At 55.6% G+C, this 23,649-nt stretch carries 20 protein-coding genes and 2 pseudogenes; 17 read left to right on the top strand and 5 right to left on the bottom strand.

Translation table 11 applies throughout. The features are described 5' to 3' along the window. Window positions 1-29 precede the first annotated feature (29 nt). The 4 genes and pseudogenes from GC56T2_RS09865 (at window position 30) to GC56T2_RS09850 (ending at window position 5,627) form a co-directional block, all read left to right on the top strand. The gene (locus tag GC56T2_RS09865; RefSeq protein ID WP_144974866.1) at window positions 30-344 is read left to right on the top strand and encodes a hypothetical protein; all 315 of its coding nucleotides are present in this window, start codon (window positions 30-32) and stop codon (window positions 342-344) included. Window positions 345-469: 125 nt separating this feature from the next. Beyond that, a complete protein-coding gene (aroD, locus tag GC56T2_RS09860) occupies window positions 470-1,243 on the top strand; it encodes a type I 3-dehydroquinate dehydratase (protein WP_144974864.1) in 774 nt (257 codons plus the stop codon). A gap of 60 nt (window positions 1,244-1,303) precedes the next feature. After that, window positions 1,304-1,870 carry a shikimate kinase gene (locus GC56T2_RS09855; RefSeq protein WP_144974862.1) on the top strand — a complete coding sequence of 189 codons (567 nt, stop codon included), beginning with the start codon at window positions 1,304-1,306 and terminating at the stop codon, window positions 1,868-1,870. A 499-nt stretch (window positions 1,871-2,369) separates the two neighbouring features. Continuing rightward, window positions 2,370-5,627 (top strand): annotated as a pseudogene (locus tag GC56T2_RS09850) (hypothetical protein). 158 nt (window positions 5,628-5,785) lie between these two features. Here the strand turns inward: GC56T2_RS09850 and GC56T2_RS09845 are convergent. Continuing rightward, a complete protein-coding gene (locus tag GC56T2_RS09845) occupies window positions 5,786-6,196 on the bottom strand; it encodes a hypothetical protein (RefSeq protein ID WP_144974860.1) in 411 nt (136 codons plus the stop codon). A 286-nt stretch (window positions 6,197-6,482) separates the two neighbouring features. Between GC56T2_RS09845 and GC56T2_RS09840 the strand changes: the two genes are divergently transcribed. The 3 genes from GC56T2_RS09840 (at window position 6,483) to GC56T2_RS09830 (ending at window position 10,111) form a co-directional block, all read left to right on the top strand. Further along, complete coding sequence (locus GC56T2_RS09840; protein WP_144974858.1) at window positions 6,483-8,525, top strand: glycosyltransferase family 39 protein; 2,043 nt, start codon at window positions 6,483-6,485, stop codon at window positions 8,523-8,525. A gap of 241 nt (window positions 8,526-8,766) precedes the next feature. Next, window positions 8,767-9,729, top strand: a complete 963-nt coding sequence (locus GC56T2_RS09835) for a glycosyltransferase family 2 protein (RefSeq protein WP_144974856.1) — start codon at window positions 8,767-8,769, stop codon at window positions 9,727-9,729. After that, window positions 9,701-10,111: a GtrA family protein gene (locus GC56T2_RS09830; RefSeq protein ID WP_144974854.1), complete on the top strand. Its 411-nt coding sequence runs from the start codon at window positions 9,701-9,703 to the stop codon at window positions 10,109-10,111. Before GC56T2_RS09835 ends, GC56T2_RS09830 begins: the two co-directional genes overlap by 29 nt. A 195-nt stretch (window positions 10,112-10,306) precedes the next feature. On the opposite strand, the gene GC56T2_RS18370 is transcribed toward GC56T2_RS09830, so the two are convergent. From GC56T2_RS18370 to proB, 4 genes and pseudogenes are all read right to left on the bottom strand, one after another. Beyond that, window positions 10,307-10,594 carry a hypothetical protein gene (locus GC56T2_RS18370; RefSeq protein ID WP_370454575.1) on the bottom strand — a complete coding sequence of 96 codons (288 nt, stop codon included), beginning with the start codon at window positions 10,592-10,594 and terminating at the stop codon, window positions 10,307-10,309. A gap of 14 nt (window positions 10,595-10,608) precedes the next feature. Next, window positions 10,609-10,809: pseudogene (locus GC56T2_RS18455) on the bottom strand (beta-eliminating lyase-related protein); the annotation flags it as partial. A gap of 77 nt (window positions 10,810-10,886) precedes the next feature. Beyond that, window positions 10,887-12,131 (bottom strand): glutamate-5-semialdehyde dehydrogenase, encoded by a 1,245-nt coding sequence (locus GC56T2_RS09820; protein WP_144974852.1) that lies wholly within the window; start codon window positions 12,129-12,131, stop codon window positions 10,887-10,889. After that, window positions 12,128-13,252: a glutamate 5-kinase gene (proB, locus tag GC56T2_RS09815; protein ID WP_144974850.1), complete on the bottom strand. Its 1,125-nt coding sequence runs from the start codon at window positions 13,250-13,252 to the stop codon at window positions 12,128-12,130. The genes GC56T2_RS09820 and proB overlap by 4 nt, the downstream gene beginning before the upstream one ends. Window positions 13,253-13,764: 512 nt before the next feature. Between proB and ilvD the strand changes: the two genes are divergently transcribed. From ilvD to GC56T2_RS09765, 10 genes are all read left to right on the top strand, one after another. Beyond that, complete coding sequence (gene ilvD / locus GC56T2_RS09810) at window positions 13,765-15,444, top strand: dihydroxy-acid dehydratase (RefSeq protein ID WP_144974848.1); 1,680 nt, start codon at window positions 13,765-13,767, stop codon at window positions 15,442-15,444. A gap of 529 nt (window positions 15,445-15,973) precedes the next feature. Further along, on the top strand, window positions 15,974-17,299 hold the full coding sequence (gene paaK / locus GC56T2_RS09805; RefSeq protein WP_144974846.1) for a phenylacetate--CoA ligase PaaK: 1,326 nt from the start codon (window positions 15,974-15,976) through the stop codon (window positions 17,297-17,299). Window positions 17,300-17,391: 92 nt separating this feature from the next. Continuing rightward, a complete protein-coding gene (gene paaA / locus GC56T2_RS09800) occupies window positions 17,392-18,360 on the top strand; it encodes a 1,2-phenylacetyl-CoA epoxidase subunit PaaA (RefSeq protein WP_144974844.1) in 969 nt (322 codons plus the stop codon). A 12-nt stretch (window positions 18,361-18,372) separates the two neighbouring features. Further along, a complete protein-coding gene (paaB, locus tag GC56T2_RS09795) occupies window positions 18,373-18,726 on the top strand; it encodes a 1,2-phenylacetyl-CoA epoxidase subunit PaaB (protein ID WP_031408967.1) in 354 nt (117 codons plus the stop codon). Beyond that, a complete protein-coding gene (paaC, locus tag GC56T2_RS09790; RefSeq protein WP_033843714.1) occupies window positions 18,702-19,529 on the top strand; it encodes a 1,2-phenylacetyl-CoA epoxidase subunit PaaC in 828 nt (275 codons plus the stop codon). The genes paaB and paaC overlap by 25 nt, the downstream gene beginning before the upstream one ends. 156 nt (window positions 19,530-19,685) lie before the next feature. Beyond that, window positions 19,686-20,162, top strand: a complete 477-nt coding sequence (gene paaD, locus GC56T2_RS09785) for a 1,2-phenylacetyl-CoA epoxidase subunit PaaD (RefSeq protein ID WP_144974842.1) — start codon at window positions 19,686-19,688, stop codon at window positions 20,160-20,162. A 24-nt stretch (window positions 20,163-20,186) separates the two neighbouring features. After that, window positions 20,187-20,498, top strand: a complete 312-nt coding sequence (locus GC56T2_RS09780) for an EthD family reductase (protein ID WP_031408974.1) — start codon at window positions 20,187-20,189, stop codon at window positions 20,496-20,498. Further along, the gene (locus GC56T2_RS09775) at window positions 20,491-21,267 is read left to right on the top strand and encodes an enoyl-CoA hydratase/isomerase family protein (protein WP_144974840.1); all 777 of its coding nucleotides are present in this window, start codon (window positions 20,491-20,493) and stop codon (window positions 21,265-21,267) included. Before GC56T2_RS09780 ends, GC56T2_RS09775 begins: the two co-directional genes overlap by 8 nt. A gap of 12 nt (window positions 21,268-21,279) precedes the next feature. Beyond that, a complete protein-coding gene (locus GC56T2_RS09770) occupies window positions 21,280-22,053 on the top strand; it encodes an enoyl-CoA hydratase-related protein (protein ID WP_031408979.1) in 774 nt (257 codons plus the stop codon). A gap of 16 nt (window positions 22,054-22,069) precedes the next feature. Continuing rightward, window positions 22,070-23,587: an aldehyde dehydrogenase family protein gene (locus GC56T2_RS09765; protein ID WP_144974838.1), complete on the top strand. Its 1,518-nt coding sequence runs from the start codon at window positions 22,070-22,072 to the stop codon at window positions 23,585-23,587. The last annotated feature ends 62 nt before the right edge of the window (window positions 23,588-23,649 follow it).

Below are 23,649 nucleotides of genomic sequence, written 5' to 3'. Positions count from 1 at the left end.
GTTGAAAGAATTGGGCCTCGCCGAGAGGATTGAAACAACATTCCTGCGAGACCTTGTTTAATCTGTTCAACAGTCAAGTTGAAAGAATTGGGCCTCGCGGAGAGGATCTGAGTCGGCCATCCCGCCGTGGTTGCTTGGAAAAGGATAGCGCATTTTTCGGCGGTTTGGTCTATGGAACACCTAGGAAGGGCGATGTTGCCGTTTTCCTGGGTGTTTTTTGTTTGGCTGAATGGCTGTTGTGTCATTGTGCGGGGATGTTCGGCTTGCGCAACGGGCAGGAGCTGGCTTATGATGAAGGAAAGATGACATATCACCGTGTTGGCGATCAAGCAATTGGTGAATGACCGATTGGGTGACGCATGGCCAGACGGTTGGTGATGAGCGGACGATCTTCGTTTGCGGAAGTTGGCCTTTTCGACGGCTGGCCGCCGTGTTAGATTGGGCAAGGTGATGAATGGGGGAGCGATGAATGGGGATTTCAGCGAACGTGATCAAAGTTAGAAATGTCATCATTGGCGGCGACAAACCATGCCTTTGCGCGCCGGTTGTCGGGGCGGATGCAGAGCAGGTGCTGCGCGAGGCGGAGGAGGTTTGCCAAAAGAAGCCCGATTTGATCGAATGGCGGGCCGATTTTTTTCATCACATCGGCGATCTGGAGCGCGTGTTGGCCGTAGCGAACGAGCTGCGGCATGTGGCGGGGGACATTCCCGTTTTGTTTACCATCCGTTCGGAGCGGGAAGGAGGGCAGCCGATTCCGCTTGATGAGGAGGAAAAGCAGCAATTAATGAAAGCGGTGTGTGAAAGCGGAGCCATCGATCTTATTGACTGCGAACTCGCTTACGGGGAGCGCATCGCCGACGTGCGCCGCGTCGCTTATGAGTGCGGGGTGCGGCTTGTTGTCTCGAGCCACCATTTCGATGGTACGCCGCCGGAAGAGGTGCTGGTGGACATGATGCGTCGAGCCGCCCAGAGCGGTGCGGATATAGCGAAAGTGGCGGTCATGCCGTCGTCGCCGGAAGATGTGCTTGTATTGCTCGAGGCGACGCAGCTGGCGCGGCGGGAGCTTTCCATTCCGCTCATTACGATGTCGATGGGGGGATTAGGCGCGATGACGCGGCTTGTCGGATGGCTGTTTGGTTCGGCGGTTACGTTCGCCGTCGGCCAACAAAGCTCCGCTCCAGGGCAAATCCCGATCGAAGACGTGCGGACGGTGCTGTCGGTATTGCAACAATATAGCCGTTGATTTGTTGTTGCATACGGGAAGACGATGAGTTGCTGGCTGAAGGAGAAAGGGGAGTTCATCATGAACAGGCAAACCGCCATCCCGCTCCGCGAGCGAAACATCATTTTGATCGGCTTTATGGGGGCGGGAAAAACGACGATCGGGCAGCTGGTGGCGAAAAAGCTGTACCGCGATTTTATCGATGTCGACGCGGAAATCGAGCGGCGGCACGGGATGTCGATTCCGGAGATCTTCGCGCAAAAAGGGGAAGCGTACTTTCGCAAGGTGGAACGCGAGGTGATCATCGATTTATGCACGAAAACAAGGTTGAAAATTTTATCGCTTGGCGGCGGCGCGTATTTGCAGGAGGAGGTGCGGCGCGCGTGCCTCGCTCATGGGATCGTCTTTTTCCTTGACTTGTCATGGGATCAATGGAAAGAAGAGCGCCTGCCGCTCATTGTCGACAGCCGGCCGGTCTTGAAAAATAAAACATTGGAAGAGGTAGAGCAGCTGTTTTTCCAGCGGCAGTCAGCTTACGCCCTCCATCATTCCCGCGTGGTGCTGAATGAGCTTGAGGCCGAACAGGCGGCCGAGCAAATCGTCGAGTCGATCAAATGGATGTGGGATGTATACGAACCGAATCGATAGATGGTCATGACGAAAAGGCAGGCTTTTGTCGGGAGCTTGCCTTTTCGTGTTGGATGGCCGCGGCGAGAGCCGGTGGCGGAGCGGGAATCTGACGGTAATGATGTAGGCCGACTTCGTGCCTCGGTTAGATGGCTGCATCGGAAGCCGGTGACGGAGCGGGAGAGGCTGGCGTTGTCATCGCGGTTTTTTCAATAAGTGGGGTTAGCGGGCGCGGTCAAAGCGGTTCGGGAGCCAGATCTGCTTGTCCTCGCCTTGCGTTCAGTCTCGCATCCTTGATCGGCGAGGGTGTGGATGTGAGTGATGGACGGACTCGTTTTCTCAAGCCCAGAGAGGCCTGTTTCGGTGTTGGGGATCGGACATGGGGCGCGTTCTGCGAGTGGGGGAGGACGAACGACCCTGCGTTTCTTTTCTTTTTTGGGTAGAAATGCCTGTTTGTTCTTGCCGGACAAGCGCTCCTTTTGTTATAAGGAAGATACCGGGTGTGAGGGAGAGTGGGAAGATGGAGAAAAGGGCGTTCCGCTGGCTTTATGTGTATATTGTCTTGGCGGTGCTGCTTCTGTCGGCGCCGTATTGGCTTTGGTGGCTGAAGCCGGAAACGGAGCTTGAGCTGCTCATTGTCGATGACACGGTGCCGGATCGGTCGTACCGGGAGCACCAAGGGCTTGTTTGGCTGCTCCGGGCGCAAAAGTACGTGCACCGGAACGGTGAGACGTATGATGCGGCGCGCGATTATGTCGGATTTGTGCCAAAGGGCGGCGAGGCATACGAAGTGCGTCCGCTTCCGAACACGATGGCTCGCTATGATGCCGTGTATGTCGCTGACACGTACGGTGTCTATGAAGAAGAATTTGTTCGCCAGCGGACGGACGGGGCGCGGTCGGCGAAAGTGCACGGCGGTCTGGATGGCGAGACGGTGAAGGCGCTTTGGCGGTTCGCCCGGGAAGGGGGAAACACGTTGATCGCCGAATTCAACTCGATGGCCCACCCGACAGCGCAGGAGGTGCGCGCGTCGTTTGAATCGCTGTTCGGCTTGCATTGGACGGGGTGGATCGGGCGTTATTTTCCCGATTTATCCAGCCGGGAAGTGCCGGCGTGGGTCAGGGAGAACTACGAACAACAATATGGGACGCCGTTTGCGTTTCGCGGTCCGGGAATTGTGCTCGTGGATGAACGGGATCGGTTGATCGTTTTGGACCGGCGCGATCTTGGCGGCGATGGCGTCGTGTTTTCGTATACGAAAGCGGGGAAAGCGCGGTGGGGTCAACACGAGCGCGTTCCTTATTCGTACTGGTTTGACATCGTCCAGCCGCTTGATCCGGACGATGTGTTGGCGACCTATACATTGTCGCTTTCCAAACGCGGGAACGAGAAGCTGCGCGCCATCGGGGTTCCGGTTTCGTTTCCGGCCGTTGTCCGCTATGAGACGCGCACGTACCAGTCGTACTACTTTTGCGGCGATTACGCCGATCAAGGCAGTGTGCCATCGATTTACCAAACGGTTGGATTCGATCGATGGCGCAAGTGGACGGCGAGCAGCCGCCCGGATGATGAGACGGCGTTTTATTGGAAAGTGTACGTGCCGATGATGAAAGCCATTTTGCAAGAAATCAAAACGTATCAAGAGGAGAAGAAGCGGCCTGCCGCTACAGAAACGGCGGAGCAGGACGGCATCCGCTTGGCGGGGACGGTCGGGCGCGACGATCTGCAAGTATACCGCCGCGGTCGGTGGGAGCCATTGCTCATCAAAGGCGTCAACCTCGGCATCAGCAAACCCGGCGCGTTTCCGGGCGAGGCGAAAATCACGAAGGAAGAATACTTCCGCTGGCTTCAGTATATCGGGGCGATGGGGGCGAACGCCATCCGCGTCTATACGATCCATCCGCCGGCGTTTTACGAAGCGCTCTACGAATACAATCAAACCGCCAAGCAGCCGCTCTATTTGTTTCACGGCGTTTGGATCGATGAAGCGATGATGCTTCGGATCAAAGATGTTTGGTCCCCCGCGGTGGACGGGGCGTTTCGCGCCGAGATTCGCCGCACGATCGACATCATCCACGGCAACGCCAACATTCCAAAGCGGCCGGGCCACGCTGGGGGAGTGTACCGATATGACCTTTCCCCTTATGTCCTCGGGTGGATTTTCGGCGTCGAATGGGATCCGGACGTTGTTGCCGCCACGAACAAAGCCCATCGCGGATCAGGGGATTACCGCGGGACATATGTGTATACGAAGGGAGCAAGCCCGTTTGAAGCGTGGCTCGCGCGTGCGGTCGACGAAGCGGTCGGCTATGAGACGGAAACGTATGGGTGGCAGCGGCCCGTGAGTTTCACCAACTGGGTGACGACCGATTTCCTTCGTCATCCGGCCGAGCCGTTTGTCAAAGAAGATCTTGTTTCCGTCAATCCGAATGTCATGTACGCCACCGACAAGCTGCACGCCGGATAGTTCGCTTCGTATCATATTTATCCGTATTATCCGGATTTTTTGAACAGAGAAGAAACGTATATCCGCTATGTCGACTCGCGCGGCGAGCATAACAGCTATGCCGGCTACTTGCATGAGATGAAGGCCGCTCACCGGATGCCGATTCTCGTCGCCGAGTTCGGTGTTCCTTCGTCGCGCGGCATGGCGCACCGAAACGTGCACGGCAAACACCAAGGGTTTCTGTCGGAACATGAACAAGGGATGATCGACCGGAAGTTGTTTGAAGATATCGTTCATGAGCGAATGGCCGGCGGGCTGTTGTTTTCGTGGCAAGATGAGTGGTTTAAACGAACGTGGAATACGATGGAGTATGACAATCCAGACCGCCGCCCATTTTGGCTGAACGCACAAACGAACGAGCAACATTTCGGCCTGCTTCGCTTCGACCCGGGGCCGAGCGCAGCGGCGATGATCCAAGTCGATGGGCGGAAAGACGATTGGACGTTCAATGGAATCGATCCCGTATGGTCGGACGGAGAGCGGGCGCTGTATGTCACGAGCGATGAAGGGTATTTGTACGTGCGGCTTGACGGTGCGCGCATCACCGATGAAACGACGACGTACATTGCGTTTGATACGATTCCAGGCCAAGGGCAATCGCGCCTCCCGGGCCTTTCCGGCGTGCGCACGTCGGGGATTGACTTTGCTTTAGTCATCCATGGAAAGCAGCGCGCCCGGCTGCTTGTCGACAGCTACTATGACACGTTTTCTTATCATTACGGCCATCAGCTGCACATGATGCCGATGGCGCCGTACGCCCATCGCAAAGATAACGGAGTATATCATCCGATTCGGTTGACGCTGAATAAAAAGCTCGAGGAAGCCGATGGCAAGGCCGTGCCGTTTGATTCGTATGAGACCGGGGTGCTTCGCTTCGGCACCGCCAACCCGGCCGATGCGGCCTATGACTCGCTTGCCGATCTCAGCGTGAGCCGCCGCGGTGATATGTATGAAATTCGCCTGCCGTGGGCGCTGTTGAATGTCACTGATCCAAGCCGGCGCGAGGTGATGGGTGACATCTGGTCAAAAGAAGGTCTAAAAAGCCGAAAGATCATCCCTGGCATCCGCCTCGGCTTGTACATCGCCAACGGGGAGCGCTCATTTTCGTTCCCGGCGCTGGAAGGGAATGTGCTGCCGGCTCGGCAGTTTTACACGTACACGTGGCCGACGTGGGAGACGCCGCGCTACCACGAGCGGCTGAAGCCGTCGTATGAAGCGATGAAAGCGGCGTTTTCCGGCGCGGACATCGCCAAGCAGCAAGGAAACGAATAAGAAGAACGCCCCGCAACATTGGCCGCTGTTTGACATAACGATGATCGGTCAAGGCGGTTGTCTGTCCAAAAAAATTTGGCAAGCACGAGACAAAAGCCCAACCGGCCGTCAAGCAAAAAACATGCTGGCGGCCGGTTGGCTTGTTTCTTTTTCAGTTTTCAGGAGATTTCGTTTTGTTCAGCCCGGGAACGGAGTTTTCGTTCATGTTGGAGAGTTTTGCGGGCGAGGAAGTCAACCGTTTCCTGCGTTTCCGACCATTCAAGGCGCCAATAGTTCATTTTCGTTTCCAAGCGCTCAAATCGAGCATCCGTGCGCTTTTCCAAATCCAAAAGTTTTTGGTGCAACCGGTCTTCCGTCTCTCGAATTTTGGTATACAGCCGATTTTCGGTATCCTGAATCTCTGCGCGCAATCGGTCTTCTGTTTCTTGAAGTTCAGTACGTAATCGGTTTTCTGTATCTTGGATTTCGGCGCGCAATCGCTCTTCCATTTCCTTCATTTGTTGACGGAGTTGATCGGAATGCAAGTCAAGCGCCTTTAGAATTTGCTGCACGATCGTTTCGCCTTCCATGAGTTTCACCTCCTTTACCTCTGATCATAGCACATGGCCGGCATCGGGAAAATGAAAATCTAGTCCACTCGTTTCATTTTTTCACCAAACTTTCACCAACACTATGTAACGTAACCATAGAAGACGGGTGATGATAAGAAGCGTGTTGTATCACCCCCTTGTTTTTTAAATGAAGAAACCTTGGGTGGGATCGGCTTCTCGTTTCATGTCATCTGACGTCAGTTAAGGGGCATCGCTGCTTTTCCCCCTTAGTAGGAAAAAAGAAAACGAGGGAAAGGGAGAGTACATGAAGAAAAAACAATGGAAATTGGACGGATGGATTATCGCGATCATGGTCTGGTCGGCTTTTTTGCATCTCTATCAAATAGGAAACAGCGGTTCTAACGTCTATTACACGGCAGCAGCGAAAAGCATGGCAGCAAGCTGGAAGGCGTTTTTCTTTGCCGCCCTCGACCCAGAGGGATTTATTACCGTTGATAAGCCCCCAGTCGCTCTTTGGTTGCAGGCGCTCAGCGTGAAGCTGTTTGGCGTTAATGATTGGAGTGTTTTGCTTCCGGAAGCGGCGGCGGGGATCGCGTCCACATGGATGATTTATGTCATCGTCCGGCCGTGGGCCGGACAGACAGCGGCGCGGTGGGCAAGTTTCGCCTTTTCTTGCACCCCGGCGTTCGTCGCTGTGGCGCGGACGAACAATATTGATGCCGTTTTGGTGTTCACATTGCTCTTTGCGACTTGGATGCTGATGAAAGCGGTGATGACGCAACGATGGACGTGGCTGGTTGGCAGTTTTGCGGTCGTCGGCATCGGGTTCAATATGAAAATGTTGCAGGCGTACATGGTGCTCCCGGCGTTTTACTTATTTTACTGGCTCGCTGGGCGGGTGCCGTGGAAAAAACGGGCCGGACATTTGCTGTTGGCGACGATCGTGCTGCTTTCGGTTTCGCTTTCGTATGCGGCTGCGGTGGCGCTGATTCCTGCTGACAAGCGTCCGTATATCGGGGGCAGTCAGACGAATTCTGTGTTAGAGTTGGCGCTTGGATATAACGGAATTGAGCGATTGACCGGGGAAGCTGGACCGGGTGGCGGAAAGGGGAAGGCGGATGTTAACGGCAACGCGCAGCCACCTGTTGATGACAAGCCACCGTTCAACGGCAAAGCGGGAACGGCGTTTCCGGGTGGGTCAGAAGGGGCGCCGCCAACGATGGGCAGTCAACTGCAAAGTCCGCCGTCTGTACCTAGAGGTGGGATGGGTGGTATTGGTAGCGGCGAGATTGGTGACCCGGGTGTCTTTCGTTTGTTTCAGCTGCCGCTTGCTGGGCAGGCGAGCTGGCTGTTGCCGTTTGCGGCTGTCGTAGCGATCGGTTTGGAAATAGACGTATGGCGACGCCGGCAGATGACCGCGTTTCATCAATTCTTGCTCTTTTGGTTCGCTTGGCTTGGTCCGATGCTCGTATTTTTTAGCATTGCCGGATTTTATCACCGCTATTATTTAAGTATGCTGGCGCCGGCTATAGCGGTATTAGTGGGAGCGGGTGGAGCGATGTTGGCGTCCAGCGAACGGTGGACGAGATGGTTGTTCCCGGCCGCCTTGGTGGCGACGTATGCGTTTGAAGGATGGACAGCTTGGCAGTACCGTAGTTCGTTCTCCCCAGTATGGCCGCTCGCTGTCGGATTTTACGGGCTTGCAATGGTTTGCCTTTGGTTCGCGATGGAAGGCCGCGAGCATGGGAGGCGGATCGTCTATCGAGCGGCGCTCATTGGCGTGCTGGCATTGCCAGCCTATTGGTCGCTGACGCCAGTGCTATATGGGACAAACAGCACGATTCCATACGCTGGACCAGATTTACAACGAGATAGAGGCGCGCCCATGCCGACAGCCGCGATGCCGGATGGACAAGAGGAGCGTTCGCTGAGAGGAGAGACGGGCCAACCCGGCGATGGAGCGGGGCGGTGGCAAACTTCGCGCTCGTTGACAGCGTTAGTGTCGTATTTGGAGCAGCATGCGGGTAAAGCCAAATATTTAGCGGCCACCATCCGCGCGACCGAAGCGGCGGAGTTGATGCTTCACACCGATCGAGCGGTGATGGCGATGGGCGGATTCGGCGGAACGGATCCCGTACTGACCCCGAAGAAGCTAGAGGAAATGGCTCGCAACGGTGAGGTGAAGTATTTTCTCCTTTCCGGTGAAGGGCGAGGAAATCAGGAGCTTGTTCAATGGATTCAAACACATTGCAAAGAAGTTCCATTTTCAGAATGGAGTGGCGGAGAAAAGGCCTTAAACGGTGGAATGGAGCGCAGAGAAATGACGCTCTACGTATATAACGGATAAAGGGCTCGAGAAAAACAGCCGACATCCATCGCTGTTTTTGAAAACTAGGACATTCGTAGAAAAGCGTTTTTTATGGGATTCTCCATTAAAATAATTGAAGCTGATTCAAGCCGATCATTGGCGCGTGATCTGCTTCGTAGCCGAAGAAATCCATAGAGGAAAACGTAAAGCAGCCGGTGGCAAAATTGGCGAGGGTGTTCGTAGCTGAAGAAAACTATAGGGGAAGCAAGGAGGGAAATCAATGGCGACCTATTCTGTCATTATTCCTGTCTATAATGAAGCGCTCGTGATCCGTGAGACGTACCAACGGCTGAAAACGGTGATGGAGCAAACGAGTGAGCCGTATGAATTGTTGTTTGTGAATGACGGCAGCACCGATGGGACGCTCGATATTTTGAGGGAACTGGCCGTGAAAGATGAAACGGTGAAGTACATTGACTTCTCCCGCAATTTCGGTCATCAAATCGCGATTACAGCAGGAATGGATTATGCCTCTGGCCAAGCTGTCATCATCATTGACGCCGACTTGCAAGATCCTCCTGAACTGATTTTGGACATGATCGCGCGATGGAAAGAAGGGTATGATGTTGTCTATGCTCGGCGCGTCAAGCGGAAGGGGGAGACGTTGTTCAAACGATGGACAGCATATGTGTTCTACCGCTTGCTGCGGGCGGCGACCGAGATCGACATTCCCGCTGATACCGGCGATTTCCGTCTCATTGACCGGAAAGTGTGTAATCAGTTACGCTATATGCGGGAGCGAAATCGTTTTGTTCGCGGGCTTGTCAGCTGGGTCGGTTTTCGGCACATAGCGGTGGAATACGAGCGAGAGCCGCGGCTGGCTGGGGAGACAAAGTATCCACTGAAAAAGATGATTCGTTTTTCGTTAGACGGCATTACGTCTTTTTCGCATAAGCCGCTCAAATTGGCGAGCTGGCTTGGGTTTGCTTTGTCGGCGGCAAGTGCAGTCGGCATGATGGCGGTATTGTACTTGAAGTGGTTCACCCATTCGACCGTGGCCGGATGGGCATCGCTGTTGATGGTCATGTTGTTTTGCAACGGAGTGACGATGACGATGCTTGGGATTACCGGTGAATACATCGGCCGCATTTACGATGAAGTGAAAGAGCGGCCTCTGTATATTGTCAATGAAACATGGGGAGTCGGAACGAGACATGAACGAAAGCCTTCCTACATTCCGTAAAGAAAAACAAGCCATATGGCGGTTTGCCGTCGTCGGGGTGGGCAATACGGCGGTCGACTTCGCTGTCTTTTTTCTACTCACCGCCGCAGGCGTTCCTGCGGCCGTGGCGCAAGTCGGTTCTTACGGCGCCGGGGTGGCAAACAGCTACGTTTGGAACCGGCGCTGGACGTTTCAAATGAAGCAAAAGGCGAATATCAGGGAACTGTTTCGGTTTCTTGCCGTCAACGGGCTGTCGCTCGGGGTGTCGCTTGTCGTCTTGTTGGCGGCCGAACGGCTCGGCCCGCTTTGGCTCGCGAAAGGTGCGGCCACGGTCATGGGCATGGCGGTGAATTTCATCGGCAGCCGCTGTTGGGTGTTTGCGGCACCGCGAAGCGAACGTTGACAGAAAGCACGGACGGAGAATAACGAAAACGACCCGAAAGCCATAGGCGATCCGGGTCGTTTTCTGTTTAGAAAGGACTGTAAAGGAAAACGATATTTTACAACATCTATTGCCTTTCAGAAAAAAGAAATATAGTGTTCAAAAAGTGTTTCCAAATCGGGAAGGATGAAAACTCATACCTATTCGCTGAATCTGTTAGGACAATTGCCGCTTGATTCGTTCGAGTGCGGTTTGCACTAGATCGGCGGTGATTTCCCGGTGGGTGACGAAGCGAATGACGCCGTCATCAAACGGGCTGGCCAAGATGCCGGCCGCTTTCAAAAGGGCGAGAAACGCTTCGTTCGAAAGCCCAGTGTCGTGAATATGGCAAAGGACGATGTTCGTTTCGACTCCATCGACATCGACGGACAAGCCGGGAATGGCCGCCAGCCCGTTCGCAAGCAGGCGGGCGTTTGCGTGGTCTTCGGCAAGGCGATCGACCATTGTTTCAAGGGCGATGATGCCCGGCGTCCTTGCGTGCCGCTTGTGACGAACAAGGCGTCTTCTTTTCCAAGCATTTTGGCCGCCAACGCTTCTAAACGGTTGACGGTCGGATCTTCGCCGTATACGTCGTCACCGACTTCAGCTTCTGACATCGCCCGGCGCATTTCTAGCGTCGGTTTGGTCACGGTATCGCTGCGAAAATCAATGAACGGCATCGTGGCATCCCTTCTTTCCTGATCGTTGTATGCATCAAAAGGACGGGAGCGCAGGGGGTCCCGCTTCCCGCCTTTGGTTACACGGTTCGAATTTGCCCGGTCCCGTACACGAGCGATTTCGTTGTCGTGATGGCCACAAGCCCCATCGGTCCGCGGGCGTGCAGCTTTTGCGTGCTGATGCCGATTTCTGCCCCGTAGCCGAACTGTTCGCCATCTGTGAAGCGGGTGGACGCGTTATGGTACAACACCGCCGCGTCGACCGCTTGGAAAAAGCGGCGGACGTGCGCCTCGTTTTCGGTGATGATCGCTTCCGAATGTTTCGTCCCGTAGCGGCGGATATGCTCGATCGCTTCATCGACATCGGCGACGAGTTTCACGGCTAAAATCGGCGCCAAATATTCCGTATGCCAGTCTTCTTCCGTCGCTTCGTGGACAAACGGATACATAGCGGCAAGGCGGCGGTCGCCGCGCAGCTCGACGCCGCGAGCGTGAAGCGCCTCAAGCAGCTCGCCGGCGTGCGGCCACCGTTCATGAATGAGCACCGTTTCGACGGCGTTGCAGACGGACGGACGCTGCAGTTTGGCGTTTACGACGATATCGATTGCCATCAGCCGCTCGGCTGATTCGTCGATGAAAATATGGCAGTTGCCGACGCCGGTCTCAAGCACCGGTACGGTGGCGTTTTCGACGACCGAGCGGATCAGCCCCGCTCCGCCGCGCGGAATGAGGACATCAAGATAGTCGTTGAGGCGGAACATGCGCTGGGCCGTTTCCCGGCTCGTGTCTTCGAGCAGCTCAATGGCGGTTTCCGGGATGGCCGTTGTGCGAAGCGCCTCTTTCATGACGGCCACAAGCGCTTTGTTGGAATGAAGCGCTGATGAGCTGCCGCGGAGCAAGACGGCGTTGCCCGTTTTTAGGCAAAGGCTGGCGGCATCGACCGTCACATTCGGGCGCGCCTCATACACCATGCCGATCACCCCAAGCGGCACGCGCACCGTTTGAATGCGCAGCCCGTTTGGCCGCGTCCATTCAGCAACGATTTCCCCGACCGGGTCAGGCAATGAAGCGACTTGGCGGACGCCGCCGATGATTTGATCGATCCGTTCATTCGTGAGCTGCAGCCGGTCAAGCAAAGCCGGCGATAGCCCTTGCGCGCGGCCGGCGGCCATATCGTTTTCGTTTGCCGCCAAAATGACGGCGCGTTCGCGGTCGAGGGCTTTGGCGATCTGTTCCAATGCCGCATTTTTTTCTTCGGTAGACAGCATGGCCAACGTGTGTGCCGCCGTTTTCAACCGTTCGGCTTTTTTCAGCAGTTCGTTCATCTTTGGACACGCTCCTTTCGCAAAGCGACCCAATTGTCGCGGTGGATGACTTCCGGGCGGTGAAGGTAAGAATATTGCCGGGCCTCTTCGCTCGGCCGCCCTTTCACTTTTTTTAAATCGGCAGCGGCGTAATACACTTGGCCGCGGCCGATGGTAATGCCTTTTTCGTTGACGACGTCGACGACATCCATCGCATGGAAGTCGCCGGAAACGGCCGTGACGCCGGCCGGAAGCAAGCTTTTCCCCCGGGCAAGCAGCGCCTCCTCGGCGCCGCTGTCAACGGTGATCGTGCCGGAAACGGGTGCATGATAGGCGATCCATTGCTTGCGCATTTGCATTTGTTTCGGAAACGGAACACCGATATACGTACCGTCGCCTTTTCCGGCTAAAATATCAGCCAGTTTTTCTCGGCCGCTTCCCGTGCCGATGAAGACGCTGACACCAAACGAGAGCGCTTTTCGAGCGGCCAACAGCTTTGAGCGCATGCCGCCGGTGCCGACCGCCGAGCCGCTGCCGCCGGCTGAGGCGAGCATCTCGCTTGTAATCTCCGGCAAAAAGGCGTACTTTTTCGCCTGTGGGTTCGTTTTCGGATTGGCGTCGTACAGCCCGTTAATGTCGGTGAGCAAAACGAGCGCATCGGCGTGCAAAAAGCCGGCGACCAAGGCGGAAAGCATGTCATTGTCGCCAAACGTCAGCTCCTCAGCGGAAACCGGATCGTTTTCGTTAATGACCGGGACGGCGCCGTGCTCAAGCAATGTCGTGATCGTCGCAAACAAATTGCGAAACCGCTCGCGGCTGTAAAAATCGCTGCGCGTCAACAACAATTGGGCGGCGGTGAAGCCGAATCGGGCGAACGCCGAACTGTACGCCTGCATGAGCAGGCTTTGTCCGACGGCGGCGGCCGCCTGTTTGCCGGCGAGCGTCGTCGGCCGCGCCGGGTAGCCTAACGGTCCGAACCCGGCAGCGACCGCCCCCGAAGTGATGAGAATGACGTCATGGCCAAGCTGTTTCAGGTGCGCAATGGCTTCGACGTGATCATGAAGTTTGTCAAGGCATAGGCCGCCTTTTGGATCGGTGAGCGAGCTGCTCCCGATTTTGACGACGACGCGCTGCCGTTTCATGGGATTCCCTCCTTTGCGAGTTTTGCCGCTGTCGATGCCATTGTTGTTTGCCGCCCGTTGGAAAGGAGTCCAACAAAAAAACGCTTTTCCTCCCTTGGCAAAAGGACGGAAAAGCGTTCCGCGGTACCACCTTTTTTGGCGCACAAAGCGCCCACCTCTGGCCTATAACGCAGGCATGCGGCTTATGTTTGCATAAGCGGCCGTCTAGGGCAGGTTCAACCGGCTTCCCGCGAGGAACCTTCCAGCCTATGGGTTCCACTCTCTGGCGCGTTCCCTCGGTTTACTAGTCCCGTGCCGTTCCCGTTGATCCATTGTCATCATTCAGAACGATAGATAGTTTGTAAGAAATTATGCCGGCAAATTCGGCTGTTGTCAAGAGAGAAAGAAACGGAACGATCTTGGACTGCAGGCAGCCAATGAAAACGTATTCAAAATAAAGATAATTGTCTTTTTATTAAAAAAAGTGGTACAATACTAGCAACCTAGCACTTTGTACGATGGAGGGACAACAGATGAAAAAACGGCGCAGTGACATGATCAAAAAAGGGTTTGACCGCGCTCCGCATCGGAGTTTGCTGCGGGCGGCCGGCGTGAAAGACGAAGATTTTGACAAACCGTTCATTGCCGTGGTCAACTCGTACATCGACATCATTCCGGGGCACGTCCATTTGCAAGAGTTTGGAAAAATCGTCAAAGAAGCGATTCGCGAGGCGGGCGGCGTCCCGTTTGAAATGAATACGATCGGTGTTGATGACGGCATTGCGATGGGCCATATCGGGATGCGCTATTCGCTTCCGAGCCGGGAAATCATCGCGGATTCGATTGAAACGGTCATTTCCGCGCACTGGTTTGACGGTATGGTGTGCATTCCGAACTGTGACAAGATTACGCCGGGGATGATGATGGCAGCGATGCGGCTCAACATCCCGACGATTTTCGTCAGCGGCGGGCCGATGAAAGCCGGTGTCACGAAAGATGGGCGCAAAATCTCGCTTTCGTCCGTGTTTGAAGGCGTCGGCGCGTATTTAGGTGGAACGCTCGATGAAAAAGGGTTGGAAGAGCTCGAGCGCTACGGCTGTCCGACGTGCGGGTCGTGTTCCGGCATGTTTACCGCCAACTCGATGAACTGTTTGGCTGAAGCGCTTGGGCTGGCTTTGCCGGGCAACGGCACGATTTTGGCGGTCGACCCGGCGCGCAAAGAGCTCGTCCGCCGCTCAGCGAAGCAGCTCATGTATTTGATTGAGCATGATATTAAGCCGCGCGACATCGTGACGGAAAAAGCGATTGACAACGCGTTCGCGCTCGATATGGCGCTTGGTGGCTCGACGAACACGGTGCTGCATACGCTCGCGATCGCTAACGAAGCCGGCATCGACTACTCGCTCGAGCGGATTAACGAAGTGGCGTCACGCGTGCCGCACTTGGCGAAGCTCGCACCGGCTTCCGATATTCATTACATTGAAGATTTGCACGAAGCCGGCGGCGTCTCGGCGGTGCTGAATGAATTGGCGAAAAAAGAAGGGACGCTGCATTTGGATACGCTGACCGTCACCGGCAAGACGCTCGGTGAAAACATCGCCGGCTGTGAAGTGAAAAACTATGACGTCATTCGGCCGATTGACAACCCGTATTCGGAAACGGGCGGCCTCGCCATTTTGTTCGGCAACTTGGCTCCGGACGGCGCCGTCATTAAAACGGGTGCGGTTCAAGGCGGCATTACCCGCCATGAAGGCCCGGCGATCGTCTTTGATTCGCAGGAAGAGGCGCTGGAAGGCATCGCCAGCGGCAAAATCCAACCGGGTCATGTCGTCGTCATCCGCTATGAAGGGCCAAAAGGCGGCCCAGGCATGCCGGAAATGCTGGCGCCAACATCGCAAATTGTCGGCATGGGGCTTGGCACCAAGGTGGCGCTTGTGACCGACGGCCGCTTCTCCGGCGCCTCGCGCGGCCTGTCGGTCGGGCATGTGTCTCCGGAAGCGGCGGAAGGCGGCCCAATCGCCTTCATCCAAGACGGCGACATCATTGAAATCGACACAGTGAAACGGACGATCAACGTCAAGCTGTCCGACGAAGAGCTCGAACGCCGAAAAGCGAACTGGAAAGGCTTTGAGCCGAAAGTGAAAACCGGGTACCTCGCCCGCTACTCGAAACATGTCACCTCGGCGAGCACGGGCGGGATTATGAAAATTTAGTAGTTTGTCGTATGGATGAATCGAAATCCGTTCACGCAACGCTTCCGAGGATGATGAAAATTTAGTGGTTTGTCGTATACCGCGTTCGCTTGATAAAGCGCCGCAAGATGTCGAGGAGATGATGAAAATTTAGCAGTTTGTCGCCTAGCAGAGGCGGAAGCGCATATGATCACGAAGGGGGATCCAACCGTTGACGGATCCCCCTTTTTTATTTTTCTTGCGCCGATTTCACGATATGAAAAGCGTATTCGACTAGTATGAAGCACGGGAGCGCCGCAAACGTTTTTGGCGCGGACTTCGGCTGCAAACGGGGAAAAAAGCGGGGCGCCTGTTTCTGCGTGCCTTTGTCTGAAACGAAGAACCGAAAGCGGCTGCTTTTTTCTTGGCGGATGAAGGCAAAAATGATATTGACATTTTATAATATTTAGACTATTTTAAGATTAGATATGATGTTTTATATATATTACGTTTATATAACGTTATATATTTTTGTATTTTTGGAAGCGCTTTAAAAAGGAGGGCGGAAACGATGATTTTGCATGACATCGAGACGGCTGCACGCCGGGAGCTTGAGGCGCTCCAGCTCGAGCGGCTGCGGGTGACGGCGGAGCGGGTGTATGCGCGGGTGCCGTTTTATCGGCAACGGTTTGATGAATGCGGAGTGAAGCCGGAGGACATCCGGACGCTTGAGGATGTGCGCAAACTCCCGTTTACGACAAAGCGGGATTTGCGGGACCATTATCCGTTTGGTTTGCTCGCGGTCGATCTTTCCCACTGCGTCCGTGTGCACGCTTCAAGCGGCACGAGCGGCAAACCGACGGTGGTCGCTTACACGAAGAAGGACATTGAGCACTGGGCCGATATTGTGGCGCGGGCGATTGTCATCGCGGGCGGAAAACCGGGGGATGTGATTCACAACGCCTATGGATACGGGCTGTTTACGGGCGGGCTCGGGCTGCATTATGGCAGCGAGCGGCTTGGCGCCGTGACGGTGCCGGTATCCGGGGGCAACACCGACCGGCAAGTGATGATCATTGAAGATTTTCAGCCGACTGTCATTTGCGCCACGCCGTCCTATGTATTGAACATTGCTGAACGGATGAAGGAGCTGGGCAAAGATCCGCGGCAAACATCGCTCAAATACGGCATCTTCGGGGCGGAACCGTGGTCCGAGGAAATGCGGCGCACGCTTGAAGAAACGTTTGATATGAAGGCATGCGACATTTACGGGCTGAGTGAAGTGATCGGCCCGGGGGTGGCGATGGAATGCCACGAAGCGCAAAACGGCCTCCATATCGCCGAGGACCATTTCCTCGTGGAAGTGATCGACCCGAACACGCTCGAGCCGGTGGCGGAAGGGGAAGAAGGAGAGTTGGTGTTTACGAGCTTGACGAAAGAGGCGTTTCCGGTCATCCGCTACCGGACGGGTGACATCGCTTCCGTGACGAGAGAGCGGTGTGCTTGCGGGCGGACGACGGCGCGCATGTCGCGGGTCAAGGGGCGGGTTGATGATATGATTATCATCCGCGGCGTCAACGTGTTCCCGTCGGAAATTGAGCACCATCTGCTTCGTGTCTCGGAACTGGCTCCGCACTATCAGCTGCACCGTCTCCGAAACGGACATTTGGAAGCGGTGGAATTGCATGCCGAAGTGACCGACCGTTTTTACAGCGAGGTCGGGGGAGATTTGCAAAGCGAGCAGGCCGCGGCCCTTGCCCGGCGCATTCAGTCATTGCTGAAAACACACTGCCTCATTTCGATCGACGTTCATCTCTATCCTCCAAAAACGCTCCCGCGCTCGGAAGGAAAAGCGGTGCGTGTCGTTGACCGGCGCGAACAAGAGCATGCGGTGTAACGATTGAAAAAATAGTTGCTAATTTTATAACGTTAAAATATAATAACGTTAAATAAACGTTATATATAAAAATTTTTACAGGGGGAGGAAGGATGGCAGCGATGATGACGTTCACCCGCCTGTCCAATGAGGAGAAATACGAACGGTTTATGCAGCGCATCGAGGCGGGGGAAAAGATCGAAGCCGATGACTGGATGCCGGATGAATATCGAATGACGCTCATCAAGCTGATTGCGATGCATGCGGTGAGCGAAATTATGGGAGCGCTTCCGGAAAAAGAATGGGTGCCGAAAGCGCCGTCGCTGCGCCGGAAGCTTGGCATCATGGCGAAGGTGCAGGACGAGATGGGGCACGGCCAGCTGCTGCTGCGGGTGGCGGAAGATTTGCTGGCGCCGCTTGGGAAAACGCGGGAAGACATTATCGAAGATTTATTAAACGAACGGTTGAAGTTTCATAACGTGTTTCATATGCCGGCGCCGACATGGGCGGACGCCGGGCTGATCGGATGGCTTGTTGACGGGGCGGCGATTATGACGCAGACGAACATGCTGGATGCCTCATACGGACCGTACGCACGGGCGCTGAAGCGCATTTGCGCCGAGGAAGTGTTTCACGCCCAGCACGGCGAGTCGATCATTTTGGCGCTCGCCGAAGGGACGAAGGAGCAGAAGGAGATGCTGCAAGAGGCGCTCAACCGTTGGTGGGAGGCGTTGCTCATGTTTTTCGGCCCGCCGACGGCCGACACGACGGGAACCTCGAAGCAAGACATCACGATCAAATACCGCATCCGCACGAAAACGAATGAACAGCTGCGCCAAGACTTCTTTACGAAATATGTGCCGCGCATTTGGGCGCTTGGTCTGAAGATTCCGGATGAGACAATGCGTTTTGACAAAGAGAAGGGCCAATGGATTTACCAGCAGCCGGACTGGGAGAAGTTTAAACAAATCATTCGCAATCATGGTCCAAAATCGCAAGAGCGGCTGGAGCTGCGGCGGACGGCATACAAGCAGAACGCCTGGGTGCGCGAGGCGCTCAGTGCGGTGCGGACGGCTGGATGAGGAGGGATGGCCATGGCGGGGAAAGAACGAGGATTTTATCAAGTGTTTGAGGTGTTCAGCCGCAAAGCGCCGGATGCACCGATGCAGCATCAATTCAGTCTGCTTGCCCCCAATGAGGAGATCGCGCTCGTGATGGCGCAGGAAAACTTTATGCGCCGTGAGCCGGTCGCTGACCTTTGGGTCGTAAAGCGGGACTATATCCGGCGGATGAGTGAAGACGAAAAAGCAGCGCTCAAGCGGCTTGACAACAAAGATTACCGGCTGACGCGAGGATATGGGGATTTGAAAAAGCGGTGGCGCAAATATGAACAACAGGCGTTTGACGAAAAAGAAATTTTGTCATGGAAAGGCGAGATTCAACGATGAGTGAAAAGCATGTCGATGCGAACGGCCGGGAGGCGTTGACGGAGCTGTTGTTCCAGCTGGCCGACGATGACTTTTTGCTTGCCTACCGCGGCTCGGAATGGCTCGGCCTGGCGCCGCATATTGAGGAGGACATCGCGTTTTCTTCCATCAGTCAGGATACGATGGGCCATGCGGCCATGTATTATCAGCTGCTTGAAGATCTTGGCTGTGGATCAGCCGACGAACTGGCGCACGCCCGCCCAGCTTCGGCCCGGCGCAATGCGGTTTTGCTCGAACGGGCGAACGGCCCGGGGCATTATTTGCGTGAGCCTCGCTATGATTGGGCGTTCACCGTTGTTCGCCACTATTTTTATACGCAGGCGAAGCGCGTCCGTCTCGAATCGCTGACCAAAAGCAGCTATGCCCCGCTCGCGGAAGTAGCGGCGAAAATTCAAGTGGAGCTGCACTATCATTTGCTTCATTGGCATACGTGGTTTGTCCAGCTGACGAATGCCCCTGGGGAAGCGCGGACGCGAATGACCAAAGCCATTCAAGACGTGGCCGCTGATTTTGCCGGTGTGTTGACGCTCGGAGCGAAAGGAACGGACATGGTGCGGTGGGGGCTGATTGATGAGGAAAAGGTGCTGACCGAAAACACCATTGCCGCGCTGGCGCCAGCGTTTGCCGAAGTGGGGCTTGAGTGGCCGATGCCGTTTGGCATGAAGCATGGCAACGGCCGCAACGGCGAACATACGCCCGATTTGGACGAAGCGCTGGCGACGTTGTCAGAAGTATACCGCGCCGTCCCGCATGCGATATGGTAATGCCGGAGCCGCTGTTTGCCAACATGCGGCGTTGGGCGTGACGCCTCTTTATGACGGACGAAGTGTTTGTTCAAGGAGCAAAACGGTGCACCATTGGCGGCACTAGGCAGCCCAAGCGGGAAAGCGGCAGCGGGTTGGAAAATGTGAGGGAGAGCCATGACAAATGAAGAGGTTTGGAAAGCGTTAGAAACGGTGAAAGACCCAGAGATTCATTCGATTAGCATTGTCGAGCTTGGGATGGTGGAACAGGTTGACGTTCGGGATGAAGCGGTCTCGGTCTGTCTGCTGCCGACGTTTCTCGGCTGTCCGGCGCTTGATATCATCTGCACGCGGGTGGAGGAAGCGGTGAAGCAAGCAGGGGCTTCGGCGGTGACGGTTGAGTTTCTCCGCCATCCGCCGTGGACGTCCGATCGGATCAGCGAAGCCGGACGGGAGCGGCTGAAGCAGTTTGGCATCGCTCCGCCGCCGCGGCAAATGCCGTCAGGGGCGTGGCAAGTCGAGTGCCCGTATTGCGGGGCGGAGCGGACCATCATGGAAAATTTGTTCGGCCCGACCGCCTGCCGCAGCATTTTCTACTGCAAACAATGCAAAAATCCGTTTGAGGCGATGAAGCCGGTATTGATTTCGGGATAAGAAAAGGGAAAGGAGACGTTCGTGATGTTTAAAATGATTGCCTTGTACAAACAGCCGAAAGATAAGGAACAGTTTGACGCCCATTATTATGGAACGCATGTGCCGCTGACGGAAAAAATTCCTGGCCTCCGAAAAATCGAGGTGACGAAAATTACGGGGACGCCGATGGGGACGGAAAGCGAGTATTATTTGTTGTGTGAAATGTATTACGACAGCCAAGAGGCGTTCCAAGAGGCGATGAAAACGAAAGAAGCGAAGGCATCGGCCAAAGATGTCATGTCATTTGCCGGCGATCTCGTCACCTTTATGGTCGGTGAGGAAGTGGAACATGAGTGAGTGGACGTTCCTTGCGGTGCGGCAAGAGGGAGCGGTTGGCGTCATTGAACTGGCCCGTCCTGATGTGTTGAATGCGCTCAGCCGTCAGATGGTGGCGGAAATCGTCGCTGCCGTCGAATCGTTCGACCGGGATGAAGCCGTGCGTGTCATTGTGCTCACCGGGCGCGGGCGGGCGTTCGCCGCTGGGGCCGATATTCAAGAGATGGCGGACGATGACCCCATTCGTCTTGAGTGGCTGAACCAGTTTGCCGATTGGGATCGCCTGTCCCTCGTGAAAACGCCGATGATTGCCGCTGTCAACGGCTTAGCGCTCGGCGGCGGCTTCGAGCTGGCGCTGTCATGCGATTTGATCATCGCTTCGGCCGCAGCGGAATTCGGTTTTCCAGAAGTCAACCTCGGCGTCATGCCAGGAGCGGGAGGTACGCAGCGGCTGACGAAGCTCATCGGGCCGAAGCGGGCGCTCGAGTGGCTTTGGACCGGGGCGCGCATGTCGGCGAAAGAAGCCGAGCAGCTAGGGATTGTCACCCGCGTCGTCAGCCCGGAGCTTTTAATGGAAGAAACGATGCGGTTGGCCGAGCGTCTCGCTGAACAGCCGCCTTTGGCTCTTCGGCTGATCAAAGAGGCGGTGCAAAAAGCGGTCGACTATCCGCTGTATGAAGGCATGCAATTTGAGCGAAAAAACTTTTACCTATTGTTCGCCTCGGAAGACCAAAAAGAAGGAATGGCGGCCTTCCTCGAAAAACGAAAGCCGCGCTTCCAAGGAAAATAAGGGGGGCGTCCGATGTACGAAACGATCCGTTATGAAGTGAAGGGGCAAGTCGCCTGGCTGACGCTCAACCGCCCGGATCAGCTCAATGCGTTTACGGAACAAATGAATGCGGAAGTGACAAAGGCGCTGAAGCAAGCAGGAGCGGATCAAAACGTCCGCTGTGTGGTGATCACCGGCGCCGGCCGAGCGTTTTGCGCCGGCGAAGACTTGAGCGGCGTGACGGAAGAAATGGACCATGGCGACGTGTTGCGCACCCGATACGCGCCGATGATGAAAGCGCTTCATCATCTGGAAAAGCCGGTTGTCGCCGCGGTGAACGGAGCGGCGGCCGGCGCGGGCATGAGCTTGGCGCTGGCGTGTGATTTCCGGCTTCTCTCGGAAAAGGCGAGTTTCGCTCCCGCGTTTATTCACGTCGGTCTTGTGCCGGATGCGGGGCATCTGTACTATTTGCCGCGCCTCATCGGGCGGGCAAAGGCGCTTGAGCTTGCGGTGCTCGGGGAAAAAGTGGCTGCCGAGGAAGCCGTTGCTCTTGGGCTGGCCACCAAGGTGATTCCGCTCTCGTCATGGGAAGAGGAAGTCAAGCAGTTTGCCGAGCGGCTGGCGGCCATGCCGACGAAAGCGATTGGACTGATCAAACGGCTGCTGCGCGAAAGCCAAGAAGCGACGTTTGACCGCTACCTCGAACGGGAAGCGGAATGCCAGCGCATCGCGGGCTTGACGTCCGACCACCGCGAAGGCGTTAAGGCGTTTTTTGAGAAACGGAAACCGATTTTCCAAGGAAACTAAGCAAGGGGGAAAAACGATGGCGACTGTCAAGCAAAAGAAAATGGAACCGATGCCGACGAAACGCGATTTCTATCATTTGATTATCAATGGGGAGCGGGTCGAAAGCGCCGCGGGCGAAACGTTGGTCGTCACTAATCCGGCCACGGGCGAACCGGTCGCTCGCGTCGCCAAAGGGACGCGCGAGGATGCCGAGCGTGCGGTGCAGGCGGCGCGGCAAGCGTTTGACCGCGGGAAATGGCGTCATTTTCCGGTGCAAAAACGGGCGCGCATCTTATACCAAATTGCGTCCATCATGCGCGAACGTTTCAATGAATTGGTGGAGTTGGAAATTTTGAATACCGGCAAAGCGTTGTCGGCGGCTCAAGGGCAAGTGATGCAGGCGATTGAAGACTTTGAATTTTTCGCTGGGGCGATCATTGGGCACCGCGGGGCGGTCAACCCGATGCCGGGGGCGTTTCACAACTATACAGAAAAGGAGCCTGTCGGCGTGTGCGCCCAAATTATTCCTTGGAACTATCCGCTCATGATGGCAGCTTGGAAAATTGCGCCGGCCATTGCCGCGGGATGCTCGGTTGTCGTCAAACCAGCGTCGCTGACGCCGCTCACCTGCCTTGTGCTGGCGGAAATTTGCCATGAGGCTGGCGTGCCGGAAGGGGTCGTCAATGTGGTGACAGGCGCCGGAGCGGAAGTGGGGGACTATTTGGTCGAACATCCGCTTGTCGACAAAGTGGCGTTTACCGGATCGACGCCGGTCGGGAAGGAAATTATGGAGAAAGGGGCGAAAACATTAAAACGGGTGACGCTCGAGCTGGGTGGCAAATCGCCGAGCCTTGTGTTTGCGGACGCTGATTTGGAAGCCGCTGTCGCCGGCTCATTGTTCGGCATTTTCTACAACAGCGGCCAATCGTGCGAGGCGCGCTCCCGCTTGTATGTGCATGAAAGCATCTATGACGCGTTTATGGAAGCGTTCGTGGCCAAAACGAAACAGCTGAAGCTCGGTGATCCGTTTGATGCCGGCACGCACGTGGGAGCGATCATCAGCCGCGGTCAGCTCGAAGTGATCGATGAGTATGTGCAGTCCGCGGTCGCTGATGGAGCGACGATCGCCGCCGGCGGAAAAGAGGCGGTCGTGGCCGGCTTTGAAAACGGTTACTGGTATGAACCGACGATTTTGACGAACGTGAACCAGCAAATGAAAGCGGTTCGCGAAGAAATTTTTGGACCGGTTGTCGTCGTGATGAAATTCCGCGATGAAGCCGAAGCCGTTGAATTGGCAAACGACAGCGACTATGGACTGGCCGCCGCGATTTGGACAAAAGATCATGGCCGCGCCGTTCGCGTAGCCAAACAGCTGCGCTCCGGCATTGTCATGGTCAACAGCCCATTCTCCGCTTTCCCAGGCACGCCGTTTGGCGGCTACAAACAGTCCGGATTTGGGCGCGAGCTGTCTGTCGAGGCGCTTGATTTGTACACCGAAACGAAAAGCGTGCTGTCGTATTATGGTCCGCGTCCGCTTAATCCGTTTGGCGTCTAAGGCTTTTCATCGTTTGGCGTTCGTCACAATGCGCGAGCGTGTCGCGTCCTTGGAAGCAGCGT

This window comes from Geobacillus sp. C56-T2, from assembly GCF_007829715.1.
GTDB lineage: Bacteria > Bacillota > Bacilli > Bacillales > Anoxybacillaceae > Geobacillus > Geobacillus icigianus.
This window is presented reverse-complemented; position numbering and strand designations above follow the sequence as displayed.

Excerpts from the sequence above, each read along its gene's own strand:
- GC56T2_RS09770 (WP_031408979.1), top strand. The coding sequence starts at position 21,280 with ATGTACGAAACGATCCGTTATGAAGTGAAGGGGCAAGTCGCCTGGCTG.
- paaA (WP_144974844.1), top strand. The coding sequence starts at position 17,392 with ATGGCAGCGATGATGACGTTCACCCGCCTGTCCAATGAGGAGAAATAC.
- GC56T2_RS09840 (WP_144974858.1), top strand. The coding sequence starts at position 6,483 with ATGAAGAAAAAACAATGGAAATTGGACGGATGGATTATCGCGATCATG.
- ilvD (WP_144974848.1), top strand. The coding sequence starts at position 13,765 with ATGAAAAAACGGCGCAGTGACATGATCAAAAAAGGGTTTGACCGCGCT.
- GC56T2_RS09765 (WP_144974838.1), top strand. The coding sequence starts at position 22,070 with ATGGCGACTGTCAAGCAAAAGAAAATGGAACCGATGCCGACGAAACGC.
- GC56T2_RS09855 (WP_144974862.1), top strand. The coding sequence starts at position 1,304 with ATGAACAGGCAAACCGCCATCCCGCTCCGCGAGCGAAACATCATTTTG.
- GC56T2_RS18370 (WP_370454575.1), bottom strand. The coding sequence starts at position 10,594 with ATGGTCGATCGCCTTGCCGAAGACCACGCAAACGCCCGCCTGCTTGCG.
- paaB (WP_031408967.1), top strand. The coding sequence starts at position 18,373 with ATGGCGGGGAAAGAACGAGGATTTTATCAAGTGTTTGAGGTGTTCAGC.
- proB (WP_144974850.1), bottom strand. The coding sequence starts at position 13,252 with ATGAAACGGCAGCGCGTCGTCGTCAAAATCGGGAGCAGCTCGCTCACC.
- GC56T2_RS09775 (WP_144974840.1), top strand. The coding sequence starts at position 20,491 with ATGAGTGAGTGGACGTTCCTTGCGGTGCGGCAAGAGGGAGCGGTTGGC.
- GC56T2_RS09830 (WP_144974854.1), top strand. The coding sequence starts at position 9,701 with ATGAACGAAAGCCTTCCTACATTCCGTAAAGAAAAACAAGCCATATGG.
- paaC (WP_033843714.1), top strand. The coding sequence starts at position 18,702 with ATGGAAAGGCGAGATTCAACGATGAGTGAAAAGCATGTCGATGCGAAC.
- GC56T2_RS09845 (WP_144974860.1), bottom strand. The coding sequence starts at position 6,196 with ATGGAAGGCGAAACGATCGTGCAGCAAATTCTAAAGGCGCTTGACTTG.
- GC56T2_RS09835 (WP_144974856.1), top strand. The coding sequence starts at position 8,767 with ATGGCGACCTATTCTGTCATTATTCCTGTCTATAATGAAGCGCTCGTG.
- aroD (WP_144974864.1), top strand. The coding sequence starts at position 470 with ATGGGGATTTCAGCGAACGTGATCAAAGTTAGAAATGTCATCATTGGC.
- paaK (WP_144974846.1), top strand. The coding sequence starts at position 15,974 with ATGATTTTGCATGACATCGAGACGGCTGCACGCCGGGAGCTTGAGGCG.
- GC56T2_RS09780 (WP_031408974.1), top strand. The coding sequence starts at position 20,187 with ATGTTTAAAATGATTGCCTTGTACAAACAGCCGAAAGATAAGGAACAG.
- GC56T2_RS09820 (WP_144974852.1), bottom strand. The coding sequence starts at position 12,131 with ATGAACGAACTGCTGAAAAAAGCCGAACGGTTGAAAACGGCGGCACAC.
- paaD (WP_144974842.1), top strand. The coding sequence starts at position 19,686 with ATGACAAATGAAGAGGTTTGGAAAGCGTTAGAAACGGTGAAAGACCCA.